Raw genomic sequence first — 22,403 nt, 5'->3', positions numbered from 1 at the left:
GGGAGACCCTCTTTCTTAGTGTTCATCTGTCACGGGGATGAACCAGCAGCCGAAATCAGTCAGGTCTTCGTAGACGCGGAGATTACAGATTTGGAGTTCTTTTTTTATGAGGGAAGCGAGTGTGTCTGTTTCTGCATATGCGGAATAGCCTTGTCTGATTCGGGCTGCATGATCTTTTGCCAAGCGGCGTTCACTAAAAACCTCCATTTTCCCTTCCTCCCTTCAGAATCATTGAAAATGTCTCATCTACAGTTTATAAAAAAGCGGAGAAAAAAGCGACAGGTCTATGGAAATTTTTTAAAAATGACATAATTACGTCGCAAAAGAAATATGAATTTCGACAGACAATCTCGTATAAATCGTCAGTTCCTTTACTTCAGCCTTAAATTCCTTCTCATTTATGGTGTATATTTTGTTTTCAATCGTCCGTTTTAAAAGTTCCTTTGTTTTATACACGCTTTCAATATCCTTTGTGATGACTTCAGATATATTATCTTTCACTTGTTCCTCAAATTTCATCTTGTCAGGCTGGGCGATTCTGTATTTTTCCCCATTGATCAGCTTCACATCAACACTTTGGATGAGAAGTCTTTGCTTATTATCCTCATTTAATTTATGAAGATCCTTCTGATAGATGGAGATTTGGTTTTTTAAATCCCGCGCGTGCTCCCGCTGCTTTTCAATTAACGTCACCTGTTCTTCCTGAAACGTTCCGTATGTAAACAGAAAGAACAGCCAGCTGACGATGGCTCCGCACATCATTCCCGCAAAAAAACGCTGCCATCCCGGTTTTTTATAATACTCGGGAATTCTCATGATGACATATTCTCCTGGGTCAGCCATGAAATAATCAGCCAGCCGGTCTGCGCGCCGCCCATTGCTGAAATAATTAAAAGAAGCTGTTTGAAGATGTCGCGCGTGTTGCCTTCAAACAGCCCCCGCTCGAAACTGTATACCGCGTCAAATGTTCCCCCGATGGCCGCGACAAGCGCCCAGATCTTCAGTCTGTTCGCCAATTTTGTGATCGCTGTCAGCGGAGGCTCGCCTGATAAATAAGCTCCGAGGCCGCCGATCAGCGCGCCGCCGAGCAACACACCGAGGGCGATAAAATAACTGCTGATGAAATTCGCCATAAATCCGGCTTCCTGATCCATATATACACCACCTCACTTTTCTATCATATTGAGCGAAACGGACAAGTATGATGATGAGTCAAAAAAAGAACATTTGTTTCTTAAGAAAACCCGTCTTATAATGTAGAAAGGCAAAATGAACGTATGGGAAAGGAGTGGCGGCATTGTCTTTTGTTCACCTGCAAGTACATAGCGGCTACAGCCTGTTAAACAGCGCCGCTTCTGTAAAAGAGCTTGTTACACAAGCGAAGGAACTCGGATATTCATCATTGGCGCTGACGGACGAAAATGTGATGTACGGCGCCATTGAGTTTTATAAAGCATGCAAATCAAACGGAATTAAGCCGATTATCGGTCTGACGGCTTCTATATACACGGACGATACGGAGCTTGAAGCACACCCGCTCATTCTTTTAGCAGAGACAAACACCGGCTATCAGAACCTGGTGAAAATCTCAAGTGCGCTGCAATCCATGGCAAAGGGCGGCATGAAGCGAAAATGGATGAAGAGCTATCGTGAGGGGCTGATCGCCATTACGCCCGGTGAAAACGGCTACATTGAAAGCCTGCTTCAAACCGGGAAGTTTGAAGAAGCGGTCCGGGCTGCCGAAGGATTCCGGGAGCTGTTCGGAGACGGCCGTTTTTATTTAGGGTACCAGCCGTTTAAAGGACATGAGACGTTATCAGAAGAGATTCTCCGCCTGTCAGCCGAAACGGAAATCGCTGTCTGCGCTGCGGGGGATGTCCGTTATATCAAGAAAGAAGATCAAGATGCGTACCGCTGTCTGTGCGCTATTAAAGCCGGAGAGAAGTGGGAGGATCAGAGCGGGGATCTGCCGGACTTATACTTGAGGACGCCTGAAGAAATGGCAGAGCTTTACACGCGGCATCCGGAAGCGATTGAAGCAGCCGCGCGTATCGCCCGGCAATGCCGGGTCGATGTCAGCCTCGGACAGACACAGCTTCCGTCTTTTCCGGCACCGGACGGCAAATCAGCCGATGACTATTTGGCGGAGATCTGTCATGAGGGGCTGCGCCTCCGTTTCGGCACTCCTGAGGAGCGCGCTGTCCGCCGGCTTGAATATGAGCTGGACGTCATCAGGCGCATGAAATTCAGTGATTATTTTCTCATCGTATGGGACTTTATGAAGTACGCGCATGAAAAGGGCATTGTGACAGGCCCGGGAAGAGGGTCCGCGGCAGGCTCGCTTGTCGCTTACTCCCTTTTCATTACCGACGTGGATCCGCTTAAACATTCTCTGCTGTTTGAGAGATTTCTTAATCCCGAGCGGATCAGCATGCCGGATATTGATATCGATTTCCCTGATACGAGAAGGGATGAGGTCATTCAGTATGTACAAAATAAGTACGGGGCCATGCACGTCGCCCAGATTATCACCTTCGGGACATTGGCCGCAAAGGCGGCGTTAAGGGATACCGGGAGAGTGTTCGGAATCAGCCCGAAAGAAGCCGACCAGCTTGCCCGCCTGATTCCGTCAAAACCGGGAATGACGCTTGAGGAGGCGAGGCGGCAGTCCGCTCAGCTGAACAGGCGGCTGTCCGAATCCGCCGTTCTTCATAAAGTGTTTCAGATCGCAAGGAAAATTGAAGGTCTTCCGAGACACACGTCAACACATGCGGCCGGGGTCGTTCTCAGTAAAGAGCCGCTTTCGGAAGTTGTCCCTCTTCAAGAAGGGCATGACGGCGTGTATTTAACGCAGTATGCGATGGATCACTTGGAAGATCTCGGTCTTTTAAAAATGGACTTTTTAGGTTTGCGCAACCTGACGCTTATTGAATCCATAAAAACGATGATTGAAAAAGAAACGAATACGAAAATTGATTTTTCTGAGATTTCTTATCAGGATGAAAAAACGTTCTCACTATTGTCAAACGGTGATACGACGGGTATTTTCCAGCTGGAATCATCAGGAATGAGAAACGTGCTGAAGCGCCTGAAGCCGTCAAGACTGGAAGACATTGTCGCGGTTAACGCGCTATACAGACCGGGACCGATGGAAAATATTCCGTTATTTATCGACCGGAAGCACGGGCGGGCGCGTGTGGAAGTGCCGCACGAGGACGTAAGAAATATTCTCAGTGACACTTACGGCGTCATCGTCTATCAAGAACAGATAATGATGATCGCCTCGCGCATGGCAGGGTTTTCATTAGGTGAAGCGGATCTGCTCAGACGGGCTGTCAGCAAAAAGCAAAAGGACATTCTGGACAGAGAGCGAAGCCATTTTGTTGAAGGGTGCATAAAAAAGGAGTATTCTGTAGTCACTGCAAACGAGGTCTACGATCTGATTGTAAAATTCGCTAACTACGGATTCAACAGAAGCCATGCTGTCGCATACAGCATGATCGGCTATCAGCTCGCCTATTTAAAAGCGCATTATCCGTTATATTTTATGTGCGGGCTGTTGACGAGCGTCATCGGCAATGAGGACAAAATATCGCAATATCTGCATGAAGCGAAGGGGAGCGGGATTCAAGTCCTTCCGCCGTCAATAAACAAAAGCGGTTTTCCGTTTGCGCCGGAAAACGGAGCCGTCAGATACAGTTTGCGGGCCGTTAAAAACGTAGGCGTCTCGGCAGTGAAAGATATTTATAAAGCAAGAACACATAAACCGTTCGAGGATCTTTTCGATTTCTGCTTTCGCGTACCCGCAAAAAGCGTGAATCGGAAAACCATCGAAGCCCTTATATTTTCTGGCGCCATGGACGAATTCAATCAAAATCGCGCCGCCTTGCTGGCCTCCGTTGATGTTGCTTTAGAGCACGCTGAACTTTTTCGTGCAGACGATGACCAAATGGGATTGTTTTTGGAAGAATCGTTCTCCATTAAGCCAAAATATGTAGAGGCTGAGGAATTTCCGCTCGTGGACAAGCTTCGGTTCGAAAAAGAAGCTCTCGGTGTTTATTTCTCAAGCCATCCTTTATCTGCTTTCAGGGATCTCCTGAAAAAACGGGGGGCGCAAGCGATCACAGCAGCGCGGCAGATGCCGAAGGGGCAGCTGTCAATCGGAGCTTTGCTCGCGGGCATCAAAACGATTCGGACAAAGACAGGTCAGCATATGGCGTTTCTCACATTAAGCGATGAAACGGGAGAAATGGAAGCCGTCGTGTTTCCTGACCAATATAGAAGGCTGTCTCCGCTGTTAAAAGAAGGCGCGCTTTTATTCGCCGCCGGAAAAATGGAAGAGCGTCAGGAGAAGACACAATTCATCATGTCATCCGCCTCTCTTCTTGAGCAGACGGAGGCAGACAGAGCGCCGTCTGTTTACATCAAAATCGAAGGCAGCCGGCACAATCAGGAGTTTTTGGAAAAGATGAAGCGTATTTTACTGGAGCATAAAGGGGAAACCGGCGTTTATCTTTATTATGAAAAAGACAAGCAGACGATCAGGCTGCCGGATACTTTTCATATTCAGGCGGACCATCAGGCGTTATACCGCTTAAAAGAGCTGCTGGGCCGCGAAAACGTCGTGTTAAAATAGTGGTAACAATAATCATTTTGTTATACAATTGAAACAATTGTGCTATCTTATTTAAAGATTCTGAAATTTTTCACCTCCAGCGATTGTACCAGTCTATGCGGCAGAATATGTAACAAAGTACTTAAAAGGAGTGTTTAGAATGTCATTAAGAGAAGAAGCGTTACATTTACACAAAGTAAATCAAGGAAAGCTGGAATCAAAAGCAAAGGTAGAAGTCAGAAACGCGGACGACTTAAGCCTTGCCTATTCTCCCGGAGTAGCTGAGCCTTGTAAAGAGATTTATGACGATAAAAATAAAGTATATGATTATACAATGAAGGGGAACATGGTAGCAGTCGTAACAGACGGATCAGCCGTTCTCGGTCTCGGTAATATCGGGCCTGAAGCTTCACTTCCGGTCATGGAAGGGAAAGCGGTGCTGTTCAAAAGTTTCGCGGGCGTGGACGCATTCCCGATCGCGCTTGACACAAACGATGTGGACAAAATCATTGACACTGTGAAGCTGCTTGCACCGACATTCGGCGGTGTCAACCTTGAAGATATTGCGGCGCCGAACTGCTTCATTATCGAAGAGCGCCTGAAAAAAGAAACAAACATTCCGGTTTTCCACGATGATCAGCACGGCACTGCCATCGTAACCGTTGCCGGACTTGTAAACGCGCTGAAATTATCAGGAAAATCCATGTCATCCATTAAAGTTGTGGCAAACGGAGCGGGAGCGGCAGGCATCGCGATCATCAAGCTTCTTTACCATTTCGGCGTACGCGACATCGTAATGTGCGACTCTAAAGGGGCGATTTACGAAGGGCGTCCTGCCGGCATGAACGCAGTGAAAAACGAAGTGGCCAAGTTTACAAACCAAGACCGCAACGACGGTTCGCTGCAGGATGTCATTAAAGATGCAGACGTCTTTATCGGCGTATCAGTCGAAGGCGCGCTGACGAAAGAAATGGTGGAGAGCATGGCGAAAGATCCAATTATCTTCGCAATGGCCAACCCGAATCCGGAAATCATGCCTGAAGACGCGCGCGCAGCCGGCGCAAGCGTAATCGGAACAGGCCGTTCTGATTTCCCGAACCAGGTCAATAACGTTCTGGCATTCCCTGGGATTTTCCGCGGGGCGCTTGACGTTCGCGCGACTCACATCAACGAAGAAATGAAAATTGCTGCGGTTGAAGCGATTGCTTCCCTCGTTTCAGAGGAAGAATTAAGCGCTGATTATGTCATCCCGGCTCCATTTGACAAACGTGTGGCTCCTGCCGTTGCGAAAGCTGTTGCGAAAGCAGCGATGGAAACGGGCGTCGCCAGAATTACGGTCGATCCTGAGGAAGTGGCTGAAAAAACAAGACAGCTCACGGTTATCGGCGAATAATAACACAAAAATGAAATGGCAGCGCGTTGGAAAAAAACAACGCGCTGCTGTTCAATATACGGACTGCTGGCATTTTTTTAAGGGCAGGTCTTAAAAAAATTTCAGCAGAATCCTTATTTCTTTTGAAAACGCTGACAGATAAGGCTGAACAACGCTTTTTACGGTATGAAATCCGTCCGTTTCCGTCTGTTTTGCAGCAAAAAATGTCGAATGGAGGATGACACCGTTTGACAAAAAAAGTACAATAGTTTCGGTAAAGTTATTATTAAGTCTATCTAATCGGAAGACATGCAGTGAAGAGAACCCTTCACAAAAGGGAGGTAATCATTTGTTAAAGGATATATTCACAAAAAAGAAAAAATATGCTTCCGTGCCGTCTGAGCAGGCAAAACATGATGTTCCGGAAGGCATTATGACAAAGTGCTCCAAATGTAAAAAAATCATGCTCACAAAAGAGTTAGATAAAAACCTGCGCGTCTGCATGAACTGCGGGCACCATTTCCCGATGAATGCAAAGCAGCGCATTGAAAGCCTCCTGGATGAAGATTCATTCGAAGAATTCAACCAGGGAATGATATCTGAAAACCCGCTCGGTTTCCCGGAATACTTAGAAAAAATCGAAAAAGACCGTGAGAAAACATCGCTGAATGAAGCGGTGGTTACCGGAAAAGGAACCATCAGCGGATTCCCTGCCGTGATCGCGATCATGGATTCAACATTCCGAATGGGCAGCATGGGTTCGGTTGTCGGCGAAAAAATCACGCTTGCAATTGAAAAAGCAAAAGAGGAAAAAGTCCCGTTTATCATCTTTACCGCTTCCGGCGGCGCACGTATGCAGGAGGGGGTCTTAAGCCTTATGCAAATGGCCAAGACAAGCTCTGCATTAAAACTGTTCAGTGAGGAGCAGGGACTGATTATTTCTGTCATGACCCATCCGACGACAGGCGGCGTATCGGCCAGTTTCGCGTCTCTCGGTGATTATAATTTCGCTGAACCGGGCGCCTTGATCGGATTTGCCGGAAGACGTATTATTGAACAGACGATCGGGGAAAAACTGCCGGAAGATTTCCAGACGGCGGAATTTTTATTAAAGCACGGCCAGCTTGATGCGGTGATTCACCGAAACGACATGAAAGACAAACTCGCATTTCTGCTGGACATGCACCAAACAGGAGGTGAGCATGAGTGGCTGCAAGATTAGAATTTGAAAAACCAGTGATTGAACTGCAGACGAAAATCGCCGAACTGAAAAAATTCACCCAAGATTCGGAGATGGATTTAAGCGCTGAAATCGCAAGGCTTGAAGACCGGCTCAGCAAGCTCCAGGATGAGATTTATAAAAACCTGAAGCCGTGGGACAGAGTGCAGATCGCACGCCTTCCCGACCGGCCGACGACGCTTGATTACATTCAATACCTGTTTACCGACTTTTTTGAGTGCCACGGAGACAGAACATACGGAGACGATGCGGCGATTGTCGGCGGAGTTGCCAAATATCACGGCATGCCGGTCACCGTCATCGGTCATCAGCGCGGAAAAGACACGAAAGAAAACCTTGTCCGCAATTTCGGGATGCCTCACCCTGAGGGCTACCGCAAAGCGCTTCGTCTCATGAAGCAGGCGGATAAGTTCAACCGCCCGATTATCTGCTTCATCGACACGAAGGGAGCGTACCCGGGTAAAGCGGCGGAGGAACGGGGACAAAGTGAAGCCATCGCCAAGAACCTGTTCGAGATGGCCGGCCTGACAGTGCCTGTCGTTTGTATCGTCATCGGGGAAGGCGGCAGCGGAGGCGCGCTTGCATTAGGTGTGGGCAACCGCATGCTGATGCTTGAGAACTCGACGTATTCCGTTATTTCTCCTGAAGGAGCCGCGTCCATTTTGTGGAAAGACTCCAGCCTTGCGAAAAAAGCGGCCGAAACCATGAAGATTACTGCGCCCGATTTATTAGAATTAGGAATTATTGATGATATGATTAAAGAAGTGAAGGGCGGAGCTCACCATGATATCAAGCAGCAGGCGGGCTACATTGACGGTATTCTTAAAGAAACGTTAAAATCTCTTCTTCAATTGAACGCCGAAGAATTGATCTCACAGCGCTATGAAAAATATAAAGCAATCGGGAAAGTTTCGGTTGAGGATCAATATATCGGGGTAAACTGAATAGACGTGAAGCCTATGGCTCACGTTTATTTTTTGTGATTTTTGTGATATTCCTTAAATTTTATTTAAAAACAATTTATTTAATTGTATAATAGGTAAGGTTTCATGGGAGCTCAGGCGTCCCTTTTCATTGTTTTAGGGCAATGATCATGATATGTTTAACATATATATGTTGCTGAGGTGAATAGGAAATGAAGCGTATAGGAGTTTTAACGAGCGGCGGGGATTCCCCGGGTATGAACGCTGCGGTGCGCGCGGTTGTGCGGAAAGCTATCTACCACGACGTCGAAGTGTACGGAATTTATAACGGTTATTCAGGATTAATCAGCGGAAAAATAGAGAAACTGGAGCTTGGTTCGGTCGGTGACATCATCCACCGCGGCGGAACAAAGCTGTATACGGCCAGATGTCCTGAATTCAAAACAGTTGAAGGCCGTGAAAAAGGAATCGAAAATTTAAAGAAACTCGGCATTGAAGGTCTTGTCGTCATCGGCGGAGACGGTTCATACATGGGTGCGAAAAAATTAACGGAACACGGGTTTCCGTGTGTGGGTGTACCGGGTACGATAGATAATGACATCCCGGGAACTGATTTTACGATCGGATTTGATACGGCGCTAAACACCGTAATTGATGCGATTGATAAAATCCGTGACACCGCTACGTCTCATGAGCGTACATACGTTATTGAAGTGATGGGGCGCCATGCGGGCGACATTGCTTTATGGGCAGGTCTTGCAGGCGGAGCGGAATCAATTTTAATTCCTGAAGCAGACTACGATATGCAGGAAATTATCGGCCGTTTGAAGAGAGGGCACGACCGCGGCAAAAAACACAGTATCATCATCGTTGCAGAAGGGGTAGGCAGCGGAGTTGAATTCGGAAAACGCATCGAAGAAGAAACGAACCTTGAAACACGGGTATCCGTTTTAGGGCACATCCAGCGCGGCGGATCTCCAAGCGCTTCTGACCGGGTTCTTGCAAGCCGCCTCGGCGCTTACGCGGTTGAGCTTCTGCTTAAAGGAAAAGGCGGACGCTGCGTAGGTATACAAAACAACAAGCTTGTAGACCATGATATTATAGAAATTTTAGAATCAAAACATACTGTTGAACCAAACATGTATCAGCTTTCAAAAGAACTGTCTATTTAAGGCGGAAGAAGCTGAAGATTTCAGAAGGAAGTGAACGAGTTGAAAAAAACAAAAATCGTTTGTACAATCGGTCCGGCCAGTGAAAGTGTAGAAATGCTGACAAAATTGATGGAAGCGGGTATGAACGTTGCTCGTCTGAATTTTTCACACGGTGATTTCGAAGAGCACGGCGCAAGAATCAAAAACATCAGAGAAGCAAGCAAAAAGCTCGGCAAAAACGTGGGGATTCTCCTCGATACGAAAGGTCCGGAAATCCGTACGCACGATATGGAAAACGGCGCGCTTGAGCTTCAGGCGGGAAATGAAATTGTCGTTTCTACGAAACAGGTGCTGGGAACGCTTGAAAAATTCTCAGTTTCTTATGAAGGCCTGGCAGACGACGTGTCAGCAGGGTCTATCATCCTGTTGGATGACGGTTTAATCGGATTGGAAGTGCTGGAATCAAATCCGGAAAAACACGAAATCAAAACAAAAATCTTAAACAGCGGCACGCTGAAAAATAAAAAAGGCGTAAACGTTCCCGGCGTCAGCGTCAACCTTCCCGGAATTACTGAAAAAGACGCCAAAGACATCGTATTCGGTATCGAGCAAGGCGTTGATTTCATCGCTGCGTCATTTGTACGCCGTTCTACGGATGTCCTGGAAATCCGCGAACTGCTTGAAGAGCATAACGCGTCTGACATTCAAATCATTCCTAAGATCGAGAACCAGGAAGGCGTGGACAACCTGGATGCGATCCTGGAAGTATCTGACGGCTTAATGGTAGCGCGCGGAGACCTCGGCGTAGAGATTCCGGCTGAAGAAGTGCCGCTCGTGCAAAAAGAAATGATCAAAAAATGCAACGCGCTCGGCAAACCGGTTATTACTGCGACACAAATGCTTGACAGCATGCAGCGCAACCCTCGTCCGACACGCGCTGAAGCAAGTGACGTTGCCAACGCCATTTTCGACGGCACAGACGCCATCATGCTTTCCGGTGAGACGGCTGCGGGACAATATCCTGTTGAAGCGGTTCAAACAATGTTTAACATCGCCACACGCACGGAAGAATCTCTGAACTACAAAGAAATTCTGTCTAAACGCAGAGATCAGGTCGGCATGACGATTACCGATGCGATCGGCCAATCAGTTGCGCACACGGCGATCAATCTGAGTGCGGCAGCTATCGTTACCCCTACAGAAAGCGGCCATACGGCGCGTATGATCGCGAAATACCGTCCGCAGGCTCCGATTGTAGCGGTTACGGTCAATGAGTCTGTATCACGCAAACTCGGCCTTGTATTCGGTGTATTCCCGGCAAGCGGCCAAAACGCGACTTCAACCGATGAAATGCTTGAAGACGCGGTTCAAAAATCACTTGACAGCGGCATCGTGAAACGCGGTGATCTGATTGTCATTACAGCAGGTTCTGTCGGTGAATCAGGCACGACGAATCTGATGAAAGTCCACACTGTCGGCAGCATTATCGCAAAAGGACAAGGCATCGGACGCAAATCTGCATTCGGTCCGGTCGTTGTTGCAAAAAATGCGAAAGAAGCTGAACAAAAAATGACAGACGGCGCAGTATTGGTTGCTTCAAGCACTGACCGCGACATGATCGCTTCACTTGAAAAAGCATCAGCGCTCATCACTGAAGAAGGCGGTCTGACAAGCCATGCAGCCGTTGTCGGTTTAAGCTTGGGCATTCCGGTTATCGTCGGTCTGGAGAACGCAACTTCAGTTTTAACAGAAGGACAGGTTATCACAGTTGACGCTGCCCGCGGCGCTGTGTATGAAGGCCGCGCAAGCGTTCTTTAAACAGCTTTAAAAAAGAGAGGGGGGGTTTTCCCTTCTCTTTTGTCTTTAGGCTGATTTTCCTATTCCCATGCGGGCGGTGACGCGCTTTTAGAAGGGCAGGAGGGCAGAAAAATGAGAGTGTTATTCTTACTGTTTATCGTGTGTCCGGCAATTGAAATCGGCTTGTTTCTGCTGGCGGGAAAATGGCTCGGTGTTTTTCCGACCTTCCTTCTCATCATTTTGACAGGCGTATTAGGCGCCTTGGTGGCAAAAAGACAGGGAACCGATGTGTATCATCGGGTGATGCGTGACCTGCAGCACGGCAAAATGCCGGGGGAAGCGCTTCTTGATGGAATATGCGTCTTTTTCGGAGGCCTGCTTTTGATGCTTCCGGGTTTTCTGTCCGATATTGCAGGGGCCTGTCTTCTGATTCCGTTCACTCGGAACCGCATGAAGCCGCTTTTGTTCAAATGGCTGAGAGGAATGTCAAAAAACAAGCGGATCATTATCAAATAAAAACGGCAGCCTTCTTACAGGGCTGCTGTTTTTATTTAGATTGAACAGTAATATAGGCCCATATTTCTTTTAAAGCCCCCGTTGTGATAAAGGCCTGAATGAAAACGAGCAGCGCGGGCCCCGCAGCCAGTCCTAAAATTCCGAACAGTTTAAAGCCGGCAAACAGGGCGATTAAGGTCGCAAGCGGATCAAGTCCGATTGACCTGCTTAAAATTTTCGGCTCCGTCAGCTGGCGCTGAATGAGAACGACAATATATAAAACACCGAGACCGATCGCTTGAGGAAGCTGACCGGCAATGGCCAAATACATAATCCAGGGAACAAAGACCGACCCGGCGCCGAGATACGGGAGAAGGTCCACCAAGCCGATAAAAAAGGCGATGGTTGCCGCATGCTCAATCCCTAAAAGAAAAAGTCCGATAAAGACAATGATCATCGTGAAAAGTATGAGCACGGCCTGCGCCTTAATGAAACCTGCCATCGCTTTTTTCAGCTCTCCCGATACGGCCTTGGCGTTCGCCGAAACCCGTTCCGGAAAAATGGAATAAAGCAGCGCCTTCAGCTTATGCCAGTCCTTTGTCATAAAAAAAGTCGCCAGCATTGCGAAAATGAAGACGGCAGCTGTATTGGGAAGGAAGGCAATCCATTTCGGCACCAGCTCCAAAAGATGTGAAAGCATCAGCCCCGCATTTTTAGCGGCTGCATCACCGAGGGTCTGAATATGCGTCACGATGGATGCCTGCTGATTGGTTTCCAGTCCGTTAAATAGGACGGTCAGCTCGTGGTACAATGGCTGAATGCGGGAAGTGAACAGCTCTTCACAATACGTCATAAAGGCGCTGATATGGGGAGGGAGCGTTTTGGCCAGATAGGCGGTTCCCGAAATGATTTCCGCAACGAGAAATGTCGCCGCGCCAAGAAGAATAAGCAAAAAGAAGACCAGGACAATGACTGTATTGACTGACCGGGGCATCCCCGTCAGTTTGTCCAGCCAGTCAACAACGGGAATGATCGCTGATGACAGAATAAGGGCGATCAGAAACGGATAAGTTAACGGAAATGAGGCGTAACCGGCTGCTAAAGCGCCGCCGGCCGCAGCGAGTACAAACAGCGCGCGGAAAAAAACAGTTGCGTAGTGCGGGTTCACATCGATCCTCCTCTCGGTCGGCACGTCCTATTACATTAGTTTATTCGTCAAAAAAAAGGATATGAATACAGATATGATGAAAGAAGGTGCTTTCAGGATGTTTACACAGGCGAATTTATTTTTACTATTATTGCTGGCCATCGCATTGGTAGCCAAAAATCAGTCATTGCTTTTTGCCGTCGGCTTTCTCATTGTGATAAAAGCTGTCGGTCTTGATCAGAAACTATTTCCGGTTATTCAGTCAAAAGGCATCAACTGGGGAGTCACCGTCATTACAATCGCCGTTTTAGTGCCGATTGCTACAGGTGATATCGGTTTTAAACAGCTCGGAGAAGCGATGAAATCATATTATGCGTGGATCGCTCTCGGTGCCGGGATCGCGGTTGCCTTAATCGCCAAAAACGGTCTCACCTTATTGGAAAACGACCCTCATATTACAACGGCGCTGGTCATCGGCACGATACTTGCCGTCGCGCTTTTCGGAGGCGTCGCCGTCGGCCCGTTAATCGGCGCCGGAATCGCCTACTTGGCCATGCAAATCGTTAAAATATTCACTTCGTAAAGTAAAAAAGCGGCGTAAAGCTGCTTTTTTTTGTGGAGAAAATTAGAGTTTGCACTTGCGCATTTTGTAGTTCAGACAAATGCCATTTACATTATTCCGATGAATGAAGCGGCTTACCATGTAACAAAGAACTTCGGAATCGACGGCGCACATGGAGCGAAAACAGCGATTGCAGTAATTTCAATTGATGAATGGATTAAAAGCTGATGGAATTTATGCGCTGATACCAAAGCAAAACTTGAAGTGTTGTCAAAATAAGCGGAGACCCTTTCCTTCAATTTGAAAGTTTGTTAAATTTATAATGAGAATGAAAAAACACAATTCGGTTGGTAGTCCGGATGCATGATTTAAAATGTCAGTAACCTTCCCCTCCTCGGGATGTCCATCATTCTTCAGTAAATTTTAGGAGGAGGGAATCGTTATGAAATTAACGGTTTACTACGATGGTCAGTTTTGGGTAGGAGTCATTGAAGTTGTGAATGATGGGAAATTAAGAGCAATTCGTCATTTGTTTGGACAAGAGCCAAAGGATTCAGAAATAATGCATTTTGTTAATAATCAACTTTTACAGACTCTCTCCCACATTGAACAAGAAGGGGTTTGTGTTAAAGCAAAATCTAAGAAATTAAACCCAAAAAGATTACAACGGCAAGCTTCTAAAGAGATGAAAAATATCGGGATATCAACTAAGGCGCAAAAAGCGATAAAACAGGAGCTTGAAGCAAGAAAAGAAAAGAAAAAACACCTGAATAGAAAACAAAGAGAAAAAATAAAGGAACAAAAATATTTAATCAGAAAACAAAAAGCAAAAGAAAAGCATAGGGGAAAATAGTTGGAGAGCCCGATGAAGCCCTTCGATTGTAAAGTTGAGCGGCATGACTGCTGACGGGCATTTATTGGCCAAAGACAAAGATGAAAATCAGCGTTAAAGAAACAGGAAAAATTAGATAAAGAACAAAAAAATTTCTAAATATAGTTGGATTGGTATATTATTGAACCCTGCATATGTGATAACAATAGCAACTTTAAATAGGTGTAACAGTAGGTAAATTACTAAAGAATCTAAGGTTAGTATTTGGGTTTTAATATTTGAGTAGGGGGAAATAATGCTATCACTTAATAGAGCTTTAAAATTACGTGATTTAGAAGTTTTTCGTGTGCTGAAAGATGGTAACATTTTATCTTACGTAATAATTGAAGATACTCGAAAGCCATTTACAGAAGAAGACAAAAAATTAGAACCACTGTGTTATATGGACGAAGAAGATATTAATGCGATTTTAAACGTTTTTAAGATTTCAATTGTTAATGATGAAAAATTAAATGAAGATAATTCAATTTTTATAAGATCTTACTTTTCTGAATTTGTTAATCATACAAATTTAACGAATTTTATTATCAAAGAATATGTTCAAAAGGGTTTATATGATTATGATGATGAAGATGACATCATTTTTTTTAATAGAATTTTACGTAGTATAGGATCAGATTATGTTATCAAAGAATTTGACGATATAAATTGGATTTATTTATCTCAAGATTGATTTCTTATTTAGATTTTGAAGGAGTACAGAAGATAATTTCTGTACTTCTTTTTAAGGCGAAAAATAGACTTCTAGTTTCTCTTTATAGCATAAATACACTTGACGAAAATCGTAAGTTCAGCACCCGCAAGGGGGTGTATATAAGTGCTTTAATGTCATGGATGTTATATTTGTTATTTTCGGTTAATTAGGGAAATTGAGGTATTTTTTTGTTTGTAGAAAATAAGAAATTAATGGAAAATAAATCAAAAGAGGAGGAGGGGAATGCATGGTGGAGTCTCAACTTCAAATACAGCGGGGGGATTGTTTGTATGAATATTAAAAAAGCAATTTGTTTCTCTGTCTCTGCTTTCGCTATTACGTTCGGTGTAATTGCTTTTGTTGGAAACACGACTCATCTTCATCATAATGCAGCCAAAACTGATAACGAGGTAATACAACTAGCTGCACGACTGCAAACATGATTTCGAAACAAAAAAAGATGTGGCCTTTTTAGGGCTGCATCTTTTTTTTGTCATGTATTTTCGTTTTTTCTCTTTTTAGGCGGGACTGCGGCTGCTGCATTTATAAGCATGGTAACAGGTTATGTGAAGTCCGCAGAAAAATACAAATGGAACGTTATATACAAAAAAGCGAAATGCGAAGTAACAACAAAGATATATATAAGAAAATTTGAGCCAACTAAAACCAAGACATGGATTTCTGAAGCTGATCCGAACATTGATTCAGTCGGGTAAACAAAATAACCCTCTTCTCCGGTAAAGAAGGAGGGGGAATTTGCGGTGAAGTTGTCGCGCCTGTCCTTTTAAGTCTCCTCCAAAACTCCCCCAATTGAAAACATGAGAATACATGGTTTTACAAAGCGTCTGAAAGCAAGCGATTAAATTTATCAACGCAAAACCTTGATATATAGGGCTTTTAAAACATTTTTAGTTAAAAGTCTACAAATTAATCAGATTATTGTTTATAATAAGAATAGGCTTAAACTTAAATAAGCTTATAAGAATTTGTTATGTTCCTCTATAAGCATATCGGTTATGTAACCGCAACCAGTGAAATGTAAGCATTTTCTTGAAGGGGAAAGGGAGTGTTTGCATGACTCATTTTAAGTAAGCCGTATGTTTTATATACTCTTTAAAGGGGAATTTTGATTGAAAAGGAGAGGTTGAATATGACAGCAACACGCGGTCTTGAAGGGGTTGTAGCAACAACATCATCTGTAAGCTCTATTATCGACGATACCCTTACATATGTAGGGTACGATATTGACGACTTGACAGAGAATGCAAGTTTTGAAGAAATCATTTATTTGCTGTGGCATCTGCGCCTGCCGAATAAAACGGAACTTGCTGAACTGAAAAAACAGCTTGCGAAAGAAGCTGCCGTTCCACAAGAAATCATTGAGCACTTCAAATCCTATCCCCTCAATAACGTACATCCAATGGCTGCGCTCCGGACGGCGATTTCATTACTCGGTCTGACTGACAGTGAAGCCGATGTTATGAATCCGGAAGCGAACTACAGAAAAGCCATCCGTCTGCAGGCGAAAGTGCCGGGCATTGTCGCCGCTTTCTCAAGAATCCGCAAAGGACTTGATCCTGTTGAACCGAAGGAAGAGTATGGAATCGCGGAGAACTTCCTTTACACCTTAAACGGTGAAGAGCCTTCTCCGATCGAAGTGGAAGCGTTTAACAAAGCGCTCATTCTTCATGCGGATCATGAGCTGAACGCATCAACATTTACGGCGAGAGTATGTGTCGCCACCTTATCCGATATTTACTCAGGCATCACTGCCGCCATCGGCGCTTTAAAAGGACCGCTTCACGGCGGAGCCAATGAAGCCGTCATGAAAATGCTGACAGAAATCGGCGAAGTGGAAAACGCCGAGCCTTATATCCGCAGCAAAATGGAGAAAAAGGAAAAAGTAATGGGCTTCGGACACCGTGTGTATAAGCATGGAGACCCGCGCGCCAAACACTTAAAAGAAATGAGCAAACGCCTGACGAATCTGACGGGTGAAAGCAAATGGTACGACATGTCAATCCGTGTCGAAGAAATCGTGACGTCGGAGAAAAAACTTCCGCCTAACGTTGATTTCTATTCTGCATCTGTATACCACAGTCTCGGCATTGATCACGATCTGTTCACGCCGATCTTTGCGGTCAGCAGAATGTCAGGATGGATCGCCCATATTCTTGAACAGTACGATAACAACCGCCTCATCCGCCCGCGCGCTGACTACACGGGTCCGGATAAGCAGACTTTTGTTCCGATTGATGAAAGAGCCTGATCAAACGGGAGGCTGGTGATTTTCATGTCGTTAGCCTCTTGTTAATCAAGCCCGGATTGGTTTACAATTTTGATAGAATCTTGAGAAAAGTCATTTTATTTTCTATACAAGAAAAATAAAATGTTTTCTAAATATGAATTACATACTGGGAGGTAATATTGTGTCACAAGGTGAAAAAATTACAGTCTCTAATGGAGTATTAAACGTACCAAATAATCCGATTATCCCGTTTATTGAAGGCGACGGCACAGGCCCTGATATTTGGAACGCCGCTTCTAAAGTATTGGAAGCCGCTGTTGAAAAAGCATATAAAGGCGAGAAAAAAATCACATGGAAAGAAGTTTATGCCGGTGAAAAGGCTTATAATAAAACAGGTGAGTGGCTTCCTGCCGAAACGCTGGAAGACATCAGAGAGTACTTCATCGCCATCAAAGGTCCTCTGACGACACCGGTCGGCGGCGGTATCCGTTCTCTGAACGTGGCGCTGAGACAGGAGCTTGATTTGTTTACGTGCCTGCGCCCTGTCAGATATTTCACGGGAGTGCCTTCCCCGGTCAAACGTCCTGAAGATACGGATATGGTCATTTTCCGCGAGAATACGGAAGATATTTACGCCGGAATTGAGTATGCGAAAGGTTCTGAAGAAGTTGAAAAGCTGATCAGCTTCCTGCAAAATGAAATGGGTGTTAACAAAATCCGTTTCCCTGAAACGTCAGGAATCGGCATCAAACCTGTTTCTGAAGAAGGCACAAGCCGCTTAGTCAGAGCTGCCATTGAGTATGCGATCGAAAACGGCCGTAAGTCTGTCACGCTTGTCCACAAAGGAAACATCATGAAGTTCACTGAAGGGGCATTTAAAAACTGGGGCTACGAGCTTGCCGAAAGAGAATACGGAGATAAAGTATTCACTTGGGCTGAATATGACCGCATTGTCGAAAAAGACGGAAAAGAAGCGGCTGATAAAGCGCAGAGCGACGCGGAAGCGGCAGGAAAAATCATCGTCAAAGACAGCATCGCTGATATTTTCCTTCAGCAGATCTTAACCCGTCCGAGCGAATTCGACGTCGTGGCGACAATGAACTTAAACGGAGACTATATCTCTGATGCGCTTGCCGCTCAGGTAGGCGGAATCGGAATCGCGCCGGGAGCGAACATCAACTATGAAACAGGGCATGCGATTTTCGAAGCGACTCACGGAACGGCTCCTAAGTATGCCGGCCTTGACAAAGTCAACCCGTCATCCGTCATCCTTTCAGGAGTGCTTCTTCTTGAACACCTGAACTGGAATGAGGCTGCTGACTTGATCATTAAATCTATGGAAAAAACGATTGCTTCAAAAGTAGTAACGTACGATTTTGCCAGATTAATGGACGGTGCAACTGAAGTGAAATGTTCAGAGTTTGGTGAAGAGCTAATCAAAAACATGGACTGAACCTAAAGCAGACTTCTAATGAAGCCAAAAAAGGAGAAGAGAATCATGGGAAAAACACGCAGTAAAGTTTCTGTTATCGGAGCAGGATTTACGGGAGCGACAACAGCCTTTCTTACAGCTCAAAAAGAGCTTGCGGACGTTGTGCTCGTTGATATTCCGCAATTAGAAAACCCGACAAAAGGAAAAGCGCTAGACATGCTCGAAGCAAGTCCGGTCCAAGGATTTGACGCGAAAATCACAGGCACGTCCAACTACGAGGACACAGCCGGTTCTGATATCGTCGTCATCACAGCCGGAATTGCGAGAAAACCAGGCATGAGCCGTGATGATCTCGTATCTACAAACGAAAAAATCATGAGAAGCGTCACACGTGAGATCGTGAAATATTCTCCTGACTGCATTATCGTTGTATTGACAAACCCTGTTGATGCGATGACATATGCGGTGTACAAAGAATCAGGCTTCCCGAAAGAACGCGTCATCGGACAATCCGGAGTGCTTGACACTGCGCGATTCAGAACATTCGTCGCTGAAGAATTAAACCTGTCTGTAAAAGATGTGACCGGTTTTGTTCTTGGCGGACACGGTGACGACATGGTTCCTCTCGTCCGTTATTCCTATGCGGGCGGCATTCCGCTTGAAACGCTTATCCCGAAAGACCGTCTTGATGCGATTGTAGAACGCACAAGAAAAGGCGGCGGGGAAATCGTCAACCTTCTCGGAAACGGAAGCGCCTACTACGCGCCTGCTGCGTCACTGACTGAAATGGTAGAAGCCATTTTGAAAGATCAGCGCCGCGTGCTTCCGACCATCGCTTACTTAGAAGGCGAATACGGTCATGAAGGCATTTACTTAGGCGTACCGACGATTATCGGAGGAAACGGCCTAGAGCAAATCATCGAGCTTGAACTGACAGACTATGAAAAAGCGCAGCTGAGTAAATCAGTTGAATCTGTCAAAAACGTGATGAAAGTATTGTCATAAGAAAAAAGGGAAGGCTTCCGAATCAGAAGCCTTCCTCTTTTTACAATTAATGAAAGCGTTTTCTTTTTCCCTGAGCGATCCTTTCTCTGAAAATGATCAAAAAGGCGAATTGTCTGAACGGGCAGTATTGGATAAAATGAAATCATAAAGTGATATGCAGCACATAAAATAGAGAAAATTGGATGTCGGGGAAAATAGACAGCGGAGGGCGCAGCATGAACAAAAAAATTTTAGTTGTAGATGATGAACAATCTATCGTTACTCTTTTACAGTATAATCTGGAACGGTCCGGCTATGATGTCATTACCGCATCAGACGGCGAAGAGGCTCTGGAGCAGGCAGAGAACGAAAATCCGGATTTAATCGTACTGGATGTCATGCTGCCGAAAGTGGACGGGATCGACGTCTGTAAACAGCTGAGACAGCAGAAAATGATGGTTCCGATCTTGATGCTGACAGCAAAAGATGAGGAGTTTGATAAGGTGCTGGGACTGGAGCTCGGAGCGGATGATTACATGACAAAGCCGTTCAGTCCGCGGGAAGTCACTGCGCGGGTGAAAGCCATTTTAAGAAGGGCTGACATTTCTTCGCTGTCACAAGGCAGAGAAGAGGAAAAGGACGGGCAGATCCTCATCGGCGAGCTGAAAATTCTTCCGGAGCATTACGAAGCGTACTTTAAGTCAGAACAGCTGGAATTGACCCCTAAAGAATTTGAACTGCTTCTGTATTTGGGAAAACATAAGGGAAGAGTGCTGACGAGAGATCTTCTGCTGAGCGCGGTCTGGAACTATGATTTTGCCGGGGATACCCGGATTGTTGACGTTCATATCAGTCATCTGCGCGACAAAATCGAATCAAATACCAAAAAACCAATCTATATTAAAACAATCAGAGGTTTGGGGTATAAACTGGAGGAGCCAAAAATGAATGAATAAAGTCCGTGTGCGTCTGTTCGCTTTACTCGTTGTATGTATCATATTGGTTTTCAGTGTTCTCGGCCTTTTTTTACAGCAGCTTATTTCTTCATCCGCTGAAGAAAGAACGGCGGATCAGCTGAAAAAGGAATCGGTATACATAGCGGGCCTTCTTGACACCGGCCGAATCGGCAATAAAAGCAATGAAACGGTAATCCGTGACGCCGGCCGCACCCTCGGTATAAACGTCTCCGTGCTCAACGAGAAGGGTGACGCCGTATATCATTCCGGCAGTCATGCTGATGATTCAGCCGTAAAGGAGTTCATTTCTCACAATAAAAGCGAGGAAGCCGTACAGTCGAAAAACAAAGTCATCCGCGGCACTGCCGTAAAAAATGACGCCGGGAAAATTGCGGGGTATGTACTCGTTTCCTCTGAGATCAACGGCGGTTCAAGTGTTACCGGAGAAATGTGGGGCATGCTGGCAGCAAGTCTTTGTACCGCTTTTATCATTATCGTTTTCTTTTATACAAACATGACGTCCCGTTACAAAAAATCAATCGACGCCGCGACAAAGGTGGCGACGGAGCTGTCCAAAGGGAATTACGATGCCCGCTCCTACAGCGGCTACGCAAGGCGGTCGGACCGTCTCGGGCGTGCGATGAACAGCCTGGCGGTCGATTTAATGGAAATGACGAGAACGCAGGATATGCAGCGCGATCGTCTGCTAACCGTTATTGAAAATATCGGATCCGGTCTGATATTAATAGACGGGAGAGGTTTTATCAATCTCGTGAACCGGTCATACACGAAGCAGTTTCATACAAAGCCTGAACGTCTGCTTCGGCGCCTTTACCATGATGCGTTTGAACATGAGGAGATCATTCGGCTTGTCGAAGACATTTTTATGACGGAGACGAAAAAATGCCAGCTGCTCAGACTTCCCATCAACATTGAGCGGCGCTACTTTGAAGTTGACGGCGTTCCGATCATGGGCCCTGACGATGAATGGAAGGGCATCGTCCTCGTCTTTCACGATATGACGGAAATTAAAAAATTGGAGCAGATGAGAAAGGACTTCGTCGCCAATGTCTCCCATGAACTGAAAACACCGATCACCTCGATTAAAGGATTTACGGAAACACTGTTAGACGGAGCGATGAAAGACGAAAAGGCGCTTTCAGACTTTCTGTCTATCATTCTGAAAGAAAGTGAGCGGCTCCAATCTCTCGTGCAGGATTTATTGGATTTATCCAAGATGGAGCAGCAAAACTTTACGATGCGCGTAGAGTCCTTTGATGCTGCAAAAATTCTGCATGAAATTGAAGCGCTTTTGCGGCATAAGGCTGAGGAAAAAGGCATCAGCTTTCAGCTCGATCTCCCGGAAGAGCCGATTTTTGTGACGGGTGACGCGCACAGGCTGAAGCAGGTATTTTTGAATCTGGCGAACAATGCCCTGACCTACACGCCTGAAAAAGGGACGGTGGGGATTTCGGTACATGTGAAAGAAACCGTTGTCGATATCAAAGTGTCCGATACGGGAATCGGCATTCAGAAGGAAGAGATCCCGCGGATATTTGAAAGATTCTACCGCGTGGATAAAGACAGAAGCCGCAACTCGGGAGGAACCGGGCTCGGCCTCGCCATCGTGAAGCACTTAATAGAAGCCCATGAAGGTAAAATCGAGGTCACAAGCGAGCCGGGACAGGGCACTGTATTTACCGTGACGCTGAAGCGGCAGCCGGAAGCGTGATCAGCTTTACAAAGGATTAACAATTTCTTCATGACCTGTTAAACCTATCTTGTTAGGATATAACAGAACCCCTTCATCCAAGGAGCCAATTTTGACGGCGGGAACGTGTTTTCTTGTTCCCGTCCTTTTTTGCGTTTTCGCGGGGTTCGCTCATTTTCCTTTC

21 protein-coding genes are annotated in these 22,403 nt (G+C 45.7%); 17 read left to right on the top strand and 4 right to left on the bottom strand.

What is annotated here, in order from left to right; genetic code table 11:
• Positions 1 to 15 precede the first annotated feature (15 nt).
• The 3 genes from SB847_RS09840 to ytrH form a co-directional block, all read right to left on the bottom strand.
• Positions 16 to 207: a YtzJ family protein gene (locus SB847_RS09840; protein WP_007408061.1), complete on the bottom strand. Its 192-nt coding sequence runs from the start codon at positions 205 to 207 to the stop codon at positions 16 to 18.
• Positions 208 to 312: 105 nt separating this feature from the next.
• Positions 313 to 816 carry a sporulation membrane protein YtrI gene (gene ytrI, locus SB847_RS09835; RefSeq protein ID WP_007408062.1) on the bottom strand — a complete coding sequence of 168 codons (504 nt, stop codon included), beginning with the start codon at positions 814 to 816 and terminating at the stop codon, positions 313 to 315.
• On the bottom strand, positions 813 to 1,154 hold the full coding sequence (gene ytrH / locus SB847_RS09830) for a sporulation membrane protein YtrH (RefSeq protein ID WP_003152438.1): 342 nt from the start codon (positions 1,152 to 1,154) through the stop codon (positions 813 to 815). Before ytrH ends, ytrI begins: the two co-directional genes overlap by 4 nt.
• 143 nt (positions 1,155 to 1,297) lie before the next feature.
• On the opposite strand from ytrH, the gene dnaE reads away from it, so the two are divergent.
• The 7 genes from dnaE (at position 1,298) to SB847_RS09795 (ending at position 11,614) form a co-directional block, all read left to right on the top strand.
• Complete coding sequence (gene dnaE, locus SB847_RS09825) at positions 1,298 to 4,636, top strand: DNA polymerase III subunit alpha (RefSeq protein ID WP_410561312.1); 3,339 nt, start codon at positions 1,298 to 1,300, stop codon at positions 4,634 to 4,636.
• A 139-nt stretch (positions 4,637 to 4,775) separates the two neighbouring features.
• Positions 4,776 to 6,008 carry an NADP-dependent malic enzyme gene (gene ystJ / locus SB847_RS09820; protein WP_007613079.1) on the top strand — a complete coding sequence of 411 codons (1,233 nt, stop codon included), beginning with the start codon at positions 4,776 to 4,778 and terminating at the stop codon, positions 6,006 to 6,008.
• A 328-nt stretch (positions 6,009 to 6,336) separates the two neighbouring features.
• Positions 6,337 to 7,209 carry an acetyl-CoA carboxylase, carboxyltransferase subunit beta gene (accD, locus tag SB847_RS09815; protein ID WP_007613077.1) on the top strand — a complete coding sequence of 291 codons (873 nt, stop codon included), beginning with the start codon at positions 6,337 to 6,339 and terminating at the stop codon, positions 7,207 to 7,209.
• Positions 7,194 to 8,171: an acetyl-CoA carboxylase carboxyl transferase subunit alpha gene (gene accA / locus SB847_RS09810; protein ID WP_007408067.1), complete on the top strand. Its 978-nt coding sequence runs from the start codon at positions 7,194 to 7,196 to the stop codon at positions 8,169 to 8,171. The genes accD and accA overlap by 16 nt, the downstream gene beginning before the upstream one ends.
• Before the next feature lie 191 nt (positions 8,172 to 8,362).
• The gene (pfkA, locus tag SB847_RS09805; RefSeq protein ID WP_007408068.1) at positions 8,363 to 9,322 is read left to right on the top strand and encodes a 6-phosphofructokinase; all 960 of its coding nucleotides are present in this window, start codon (positions 8,363 to 8,365) and stop codon (positions 9,320 to 9,322) included.
• A 39-nt stretch (positions 9,323 to 9,361) separates the two neighbouring features.
• On the top strand, positions 9,362 to 11,119 hold the full coding sequence (pyk, locus tag SB847_RS09800; RefSeq protein WP_326150451.1) for a pyruvate kinase: 1,758 nt from the start codon (positions 9,362 to 9,364) through the stop codon (positions 11,117 to 11,119).
• Positions 11,120 to 11,230: 111 nt separating this feature from the next.
• A complete protein-coding gene (locus tag SB847_RS09795; protein WP_045208446.1) occupies positions 11,231 to 11,614 on the top strand; it encodes an FxsA family protein in 384 nt (127 codons plus the stop codon).
• Positions 11,615 to 11,645: 31 nt separating this feature from the next.
• Here the strand turns inward: SB847_RS09795 and ytvI are convergent, their stop codons facing one another.
• Positions 11,646 to 12,761, bottom strand: coding sequence for a sporulation integral membrane protein YtvI (gene ytvI, locus SB847_RS09790; RefSeq protein ID WP_410561313.1), 1,116 nt, complete (start codon positions 12,759 to 12,761; stop codon positions 11,646 to 11,648).
• Positions 12,762 to 12,858: 97 nt separating this feature from the next.
• Between ytvI and SB847_RS09785 the strand changes: the two genes are divergently transcribed.
• The 10 genes from SB847_RS09785 (at position 12,859) to pnpS (ending at position 22,240) form a co-directional block, all read left to right on the top strand.
• Positions 12,859 to 13,323, top strand: coding sequence for a DUF441 domain-containing protein (locus tag SB847_RS09785; RefSeq protein ID WP_003152447.1), 465 nt, complete (start codon positions 12,859 to 12,861; stop codon positions 13,321 to 13,323).
• Positions 13,324 to 13,353: 30 nt separating this feature from the next.
• On the top strand, positions 13,354 to 13,530 hold the full coding sequence (locus SB847_RS09780) for a hypothetical protein (RefSeq protein WP_410561314.1): 177 nt from the start codon (positions 13,354 to 13,356) through the stop codon (positions 13,528 to 13,530).
• A 214-nt stretch (positions 13,531 to 13,744) separates the two neighbouring features.
• On the top strand, positions 13,745 to 14,155 hold the full coding sequence (locus SB847_RS09775) for a YjdF family protein (RefSeq protein WP_410561315.1): 411 nt from the start codon (positions 13,745 to 13,747) through the stop codon (positions 14,153 to 14,155).
• Between the two features lie 274 nt (positions 14,156 to 14,429).
• Positions 14,430 to 14,867, top strand: coding sequence for a terpene synthase (locus SB847_RS09770; protein WP_130570714.1), 438 nt, complete (start codon positions 14,430 to 14,432; stop codon positions 14,865 to 14,867).
• A 209-nt stretch (positions 14,868 to 15,076) separates the two neighbouring features.
• On the top strand, positions 15,077 to 15,331 hold the full coding sequence (locus tag SB847_RS09765; RefSeq protein ID WP_410561316.1) for a hypothetical protein: 255 nt from the start codon (positions 15,077 to 15,079) through the stop codon (positions 15,329 to 15,331).
• Positions 15,332 to 16,038: 707 nt separating this feature from the next.
• Complete coding sequence (gene citZ, locus SB847_RS09760; protein ID WP_007613059.1) at positions 16,039 to 17,157, top strand: citrate synthase; 1,119 nt, start codon at positions 16,039 to 16,041, stop codon at positions 17,155 to 17,157.
• A gap of 160 nt (positions 17,158 to 17,317) precedes the next feature.
• A complete protein-coding gene (icd, locus tag SB847_RS09755) occupies positions 17,318 to 18,589 on the top strand; it encodes an NADP-dependent isocitrate dehydrogenase (RefSeq protein WP_007408075.1) in 1,272 nt (423 codons plus the stop codon).
• Positions 18,590 to 18,634: 45 nt separating this feature from the next.
• A complete protein-coding gene (gene mdh / locus SB847_RS09750; RefSeq protein WP_003152455.1) occupies positions 18,635 to 19,573 on the top strand; it encodes a malate dehydrogenase in 939 nt (312 codons plus the stop codon).
• A gap of 215 nt (positions 19,574 to 19,788) precedes the next feature.
• The gene (locus SB847_RS09745) at positions 19,789 to 20,508 is read left to right on the top strand and encodes a response regulator transcription factor (RefSeq protein ID WP_014418615.1); all 720 of its coding nucleotides are present in this window, start codon (positions 19,789 to 19,791) and stop codon (positions 20,506 to 20,508) included.
• Positions 20,501 to 22,240: a two-component system histidine kinase PnpS gene (pnpS, locus tag SB847_RS09740; RefSeq protein ID WP_032873702.1), complete on the top strand. Its 1,740-nt coding sequence runs from the start codon at positions 20,501 to 20,503 to the stop codon at positions 22,238 to 22,240. The genes SB847_RS09745 and pnpS overlap by 8 nt, the downstream gene beginning before the upstream one ends.
• Positions 22,241 to 22,403 lie beyond the last annotated feature (163 nt).

This window comes from Bacillus sp. SIMBA_026 (assembly GCF_046535335.1).
GTDB lineage: Bacteria > Bacillota > Bacilli > Bacillales > Bacillaceae > Bacillus > Bacillus velezensis.
The sequence above is the reverse complement of the archived record's forward strand: the minus strand, read 5'-3'. Positions and strand labels throughout refer to the sequence as shown.

Bases quoted from the DNA above. Each gene is read 5' to 3' on its own strand.
- SB847_RS09840 (WP_007408061.1), bottom strand. From the start codon at position 207: ATGGAGGTTTTTAGTGAACGCCGCTTGGCAAAAGATCATGCAGCCCGA.
- ytrI (WP_007408062.1), bottom strand. From the start codon at position 816: ATGAGAATTCCCGAGTATTATAAAAAACCGGGATGGCAGCGTTTTTTT.
- ytrH (WP_003152438.1), bottom strand. From the start codon at position 1,154: ATGGATCAGGAAGCCGGATTTATGGCGAATTTCATCAGCAGTTATTTT.
- ystJ (WP_007613079.1), top strand. From the start codon at position 4,776: ATGTCATTAAGAGAAGAAGCGTTACATTTACACAAAGTAAATCAAGGA.
- pfkA (WP_007408068.1), top strand. From the start codon at position 8,363: ATGAAGCGTATAGGAGTTTTAACGAGCGGCGGGGATTCCCCGGGTATG.
- SB847_RS09795 (WP_045208446.1), top strand. From the start codon at position 11,231: ATGAGAGTGTTATTCTTACTGTTTATCGTGTGTCCGGCAATTGAAATC.
- SB847_RS09785 (WP_003152447.1), top strand. From the start codon at position 12,859: ATGTTTACACAGGCGAATTTATTTTTACTATTATTGCTGGCCATCGCA.
- SB847_RS09775 (WP_410561315.1), top strand. From the start codon at position 13,745: ATGAAATTAACGGTTTACTACGATGGTCAGTTTTGGGTAGGAGTCATT.
- SB847_RS09770 (WP_130570714.1), top strand. From the start codon at position 14,430: ATGCTATCACTTAATAGAGCTTTAAAATTACGTGATTTAGAAGTTTTT.
- citZ (WP_007613059.1), top strand. From the start codon at position 16,039: ATGACAGCAACACGCGGTCTTGAAGGGGTTGTAGCAACAACATCATCT.
- mdh (WP_003152455.1), top strand. From the start codon at position 18,635: ATGGGAAAAACACGCAGTAAAGTTTCTGTTATCGGAGCAGGATTTACG.
- SB847_RS09745 (WP_014418615.1), top strand. From the start codon at position 19,789: ATGAACAAAAAAATTTTAGTTGTAGATGATGAACAATCTATCGTTACT.
- pnpS (WP_032873702.1), top strand. From the start codon at position 20,501: ATGAATAAAGTCCGTGTGCGTCTGTTCGCTTTACTCGTTGTATGTATC.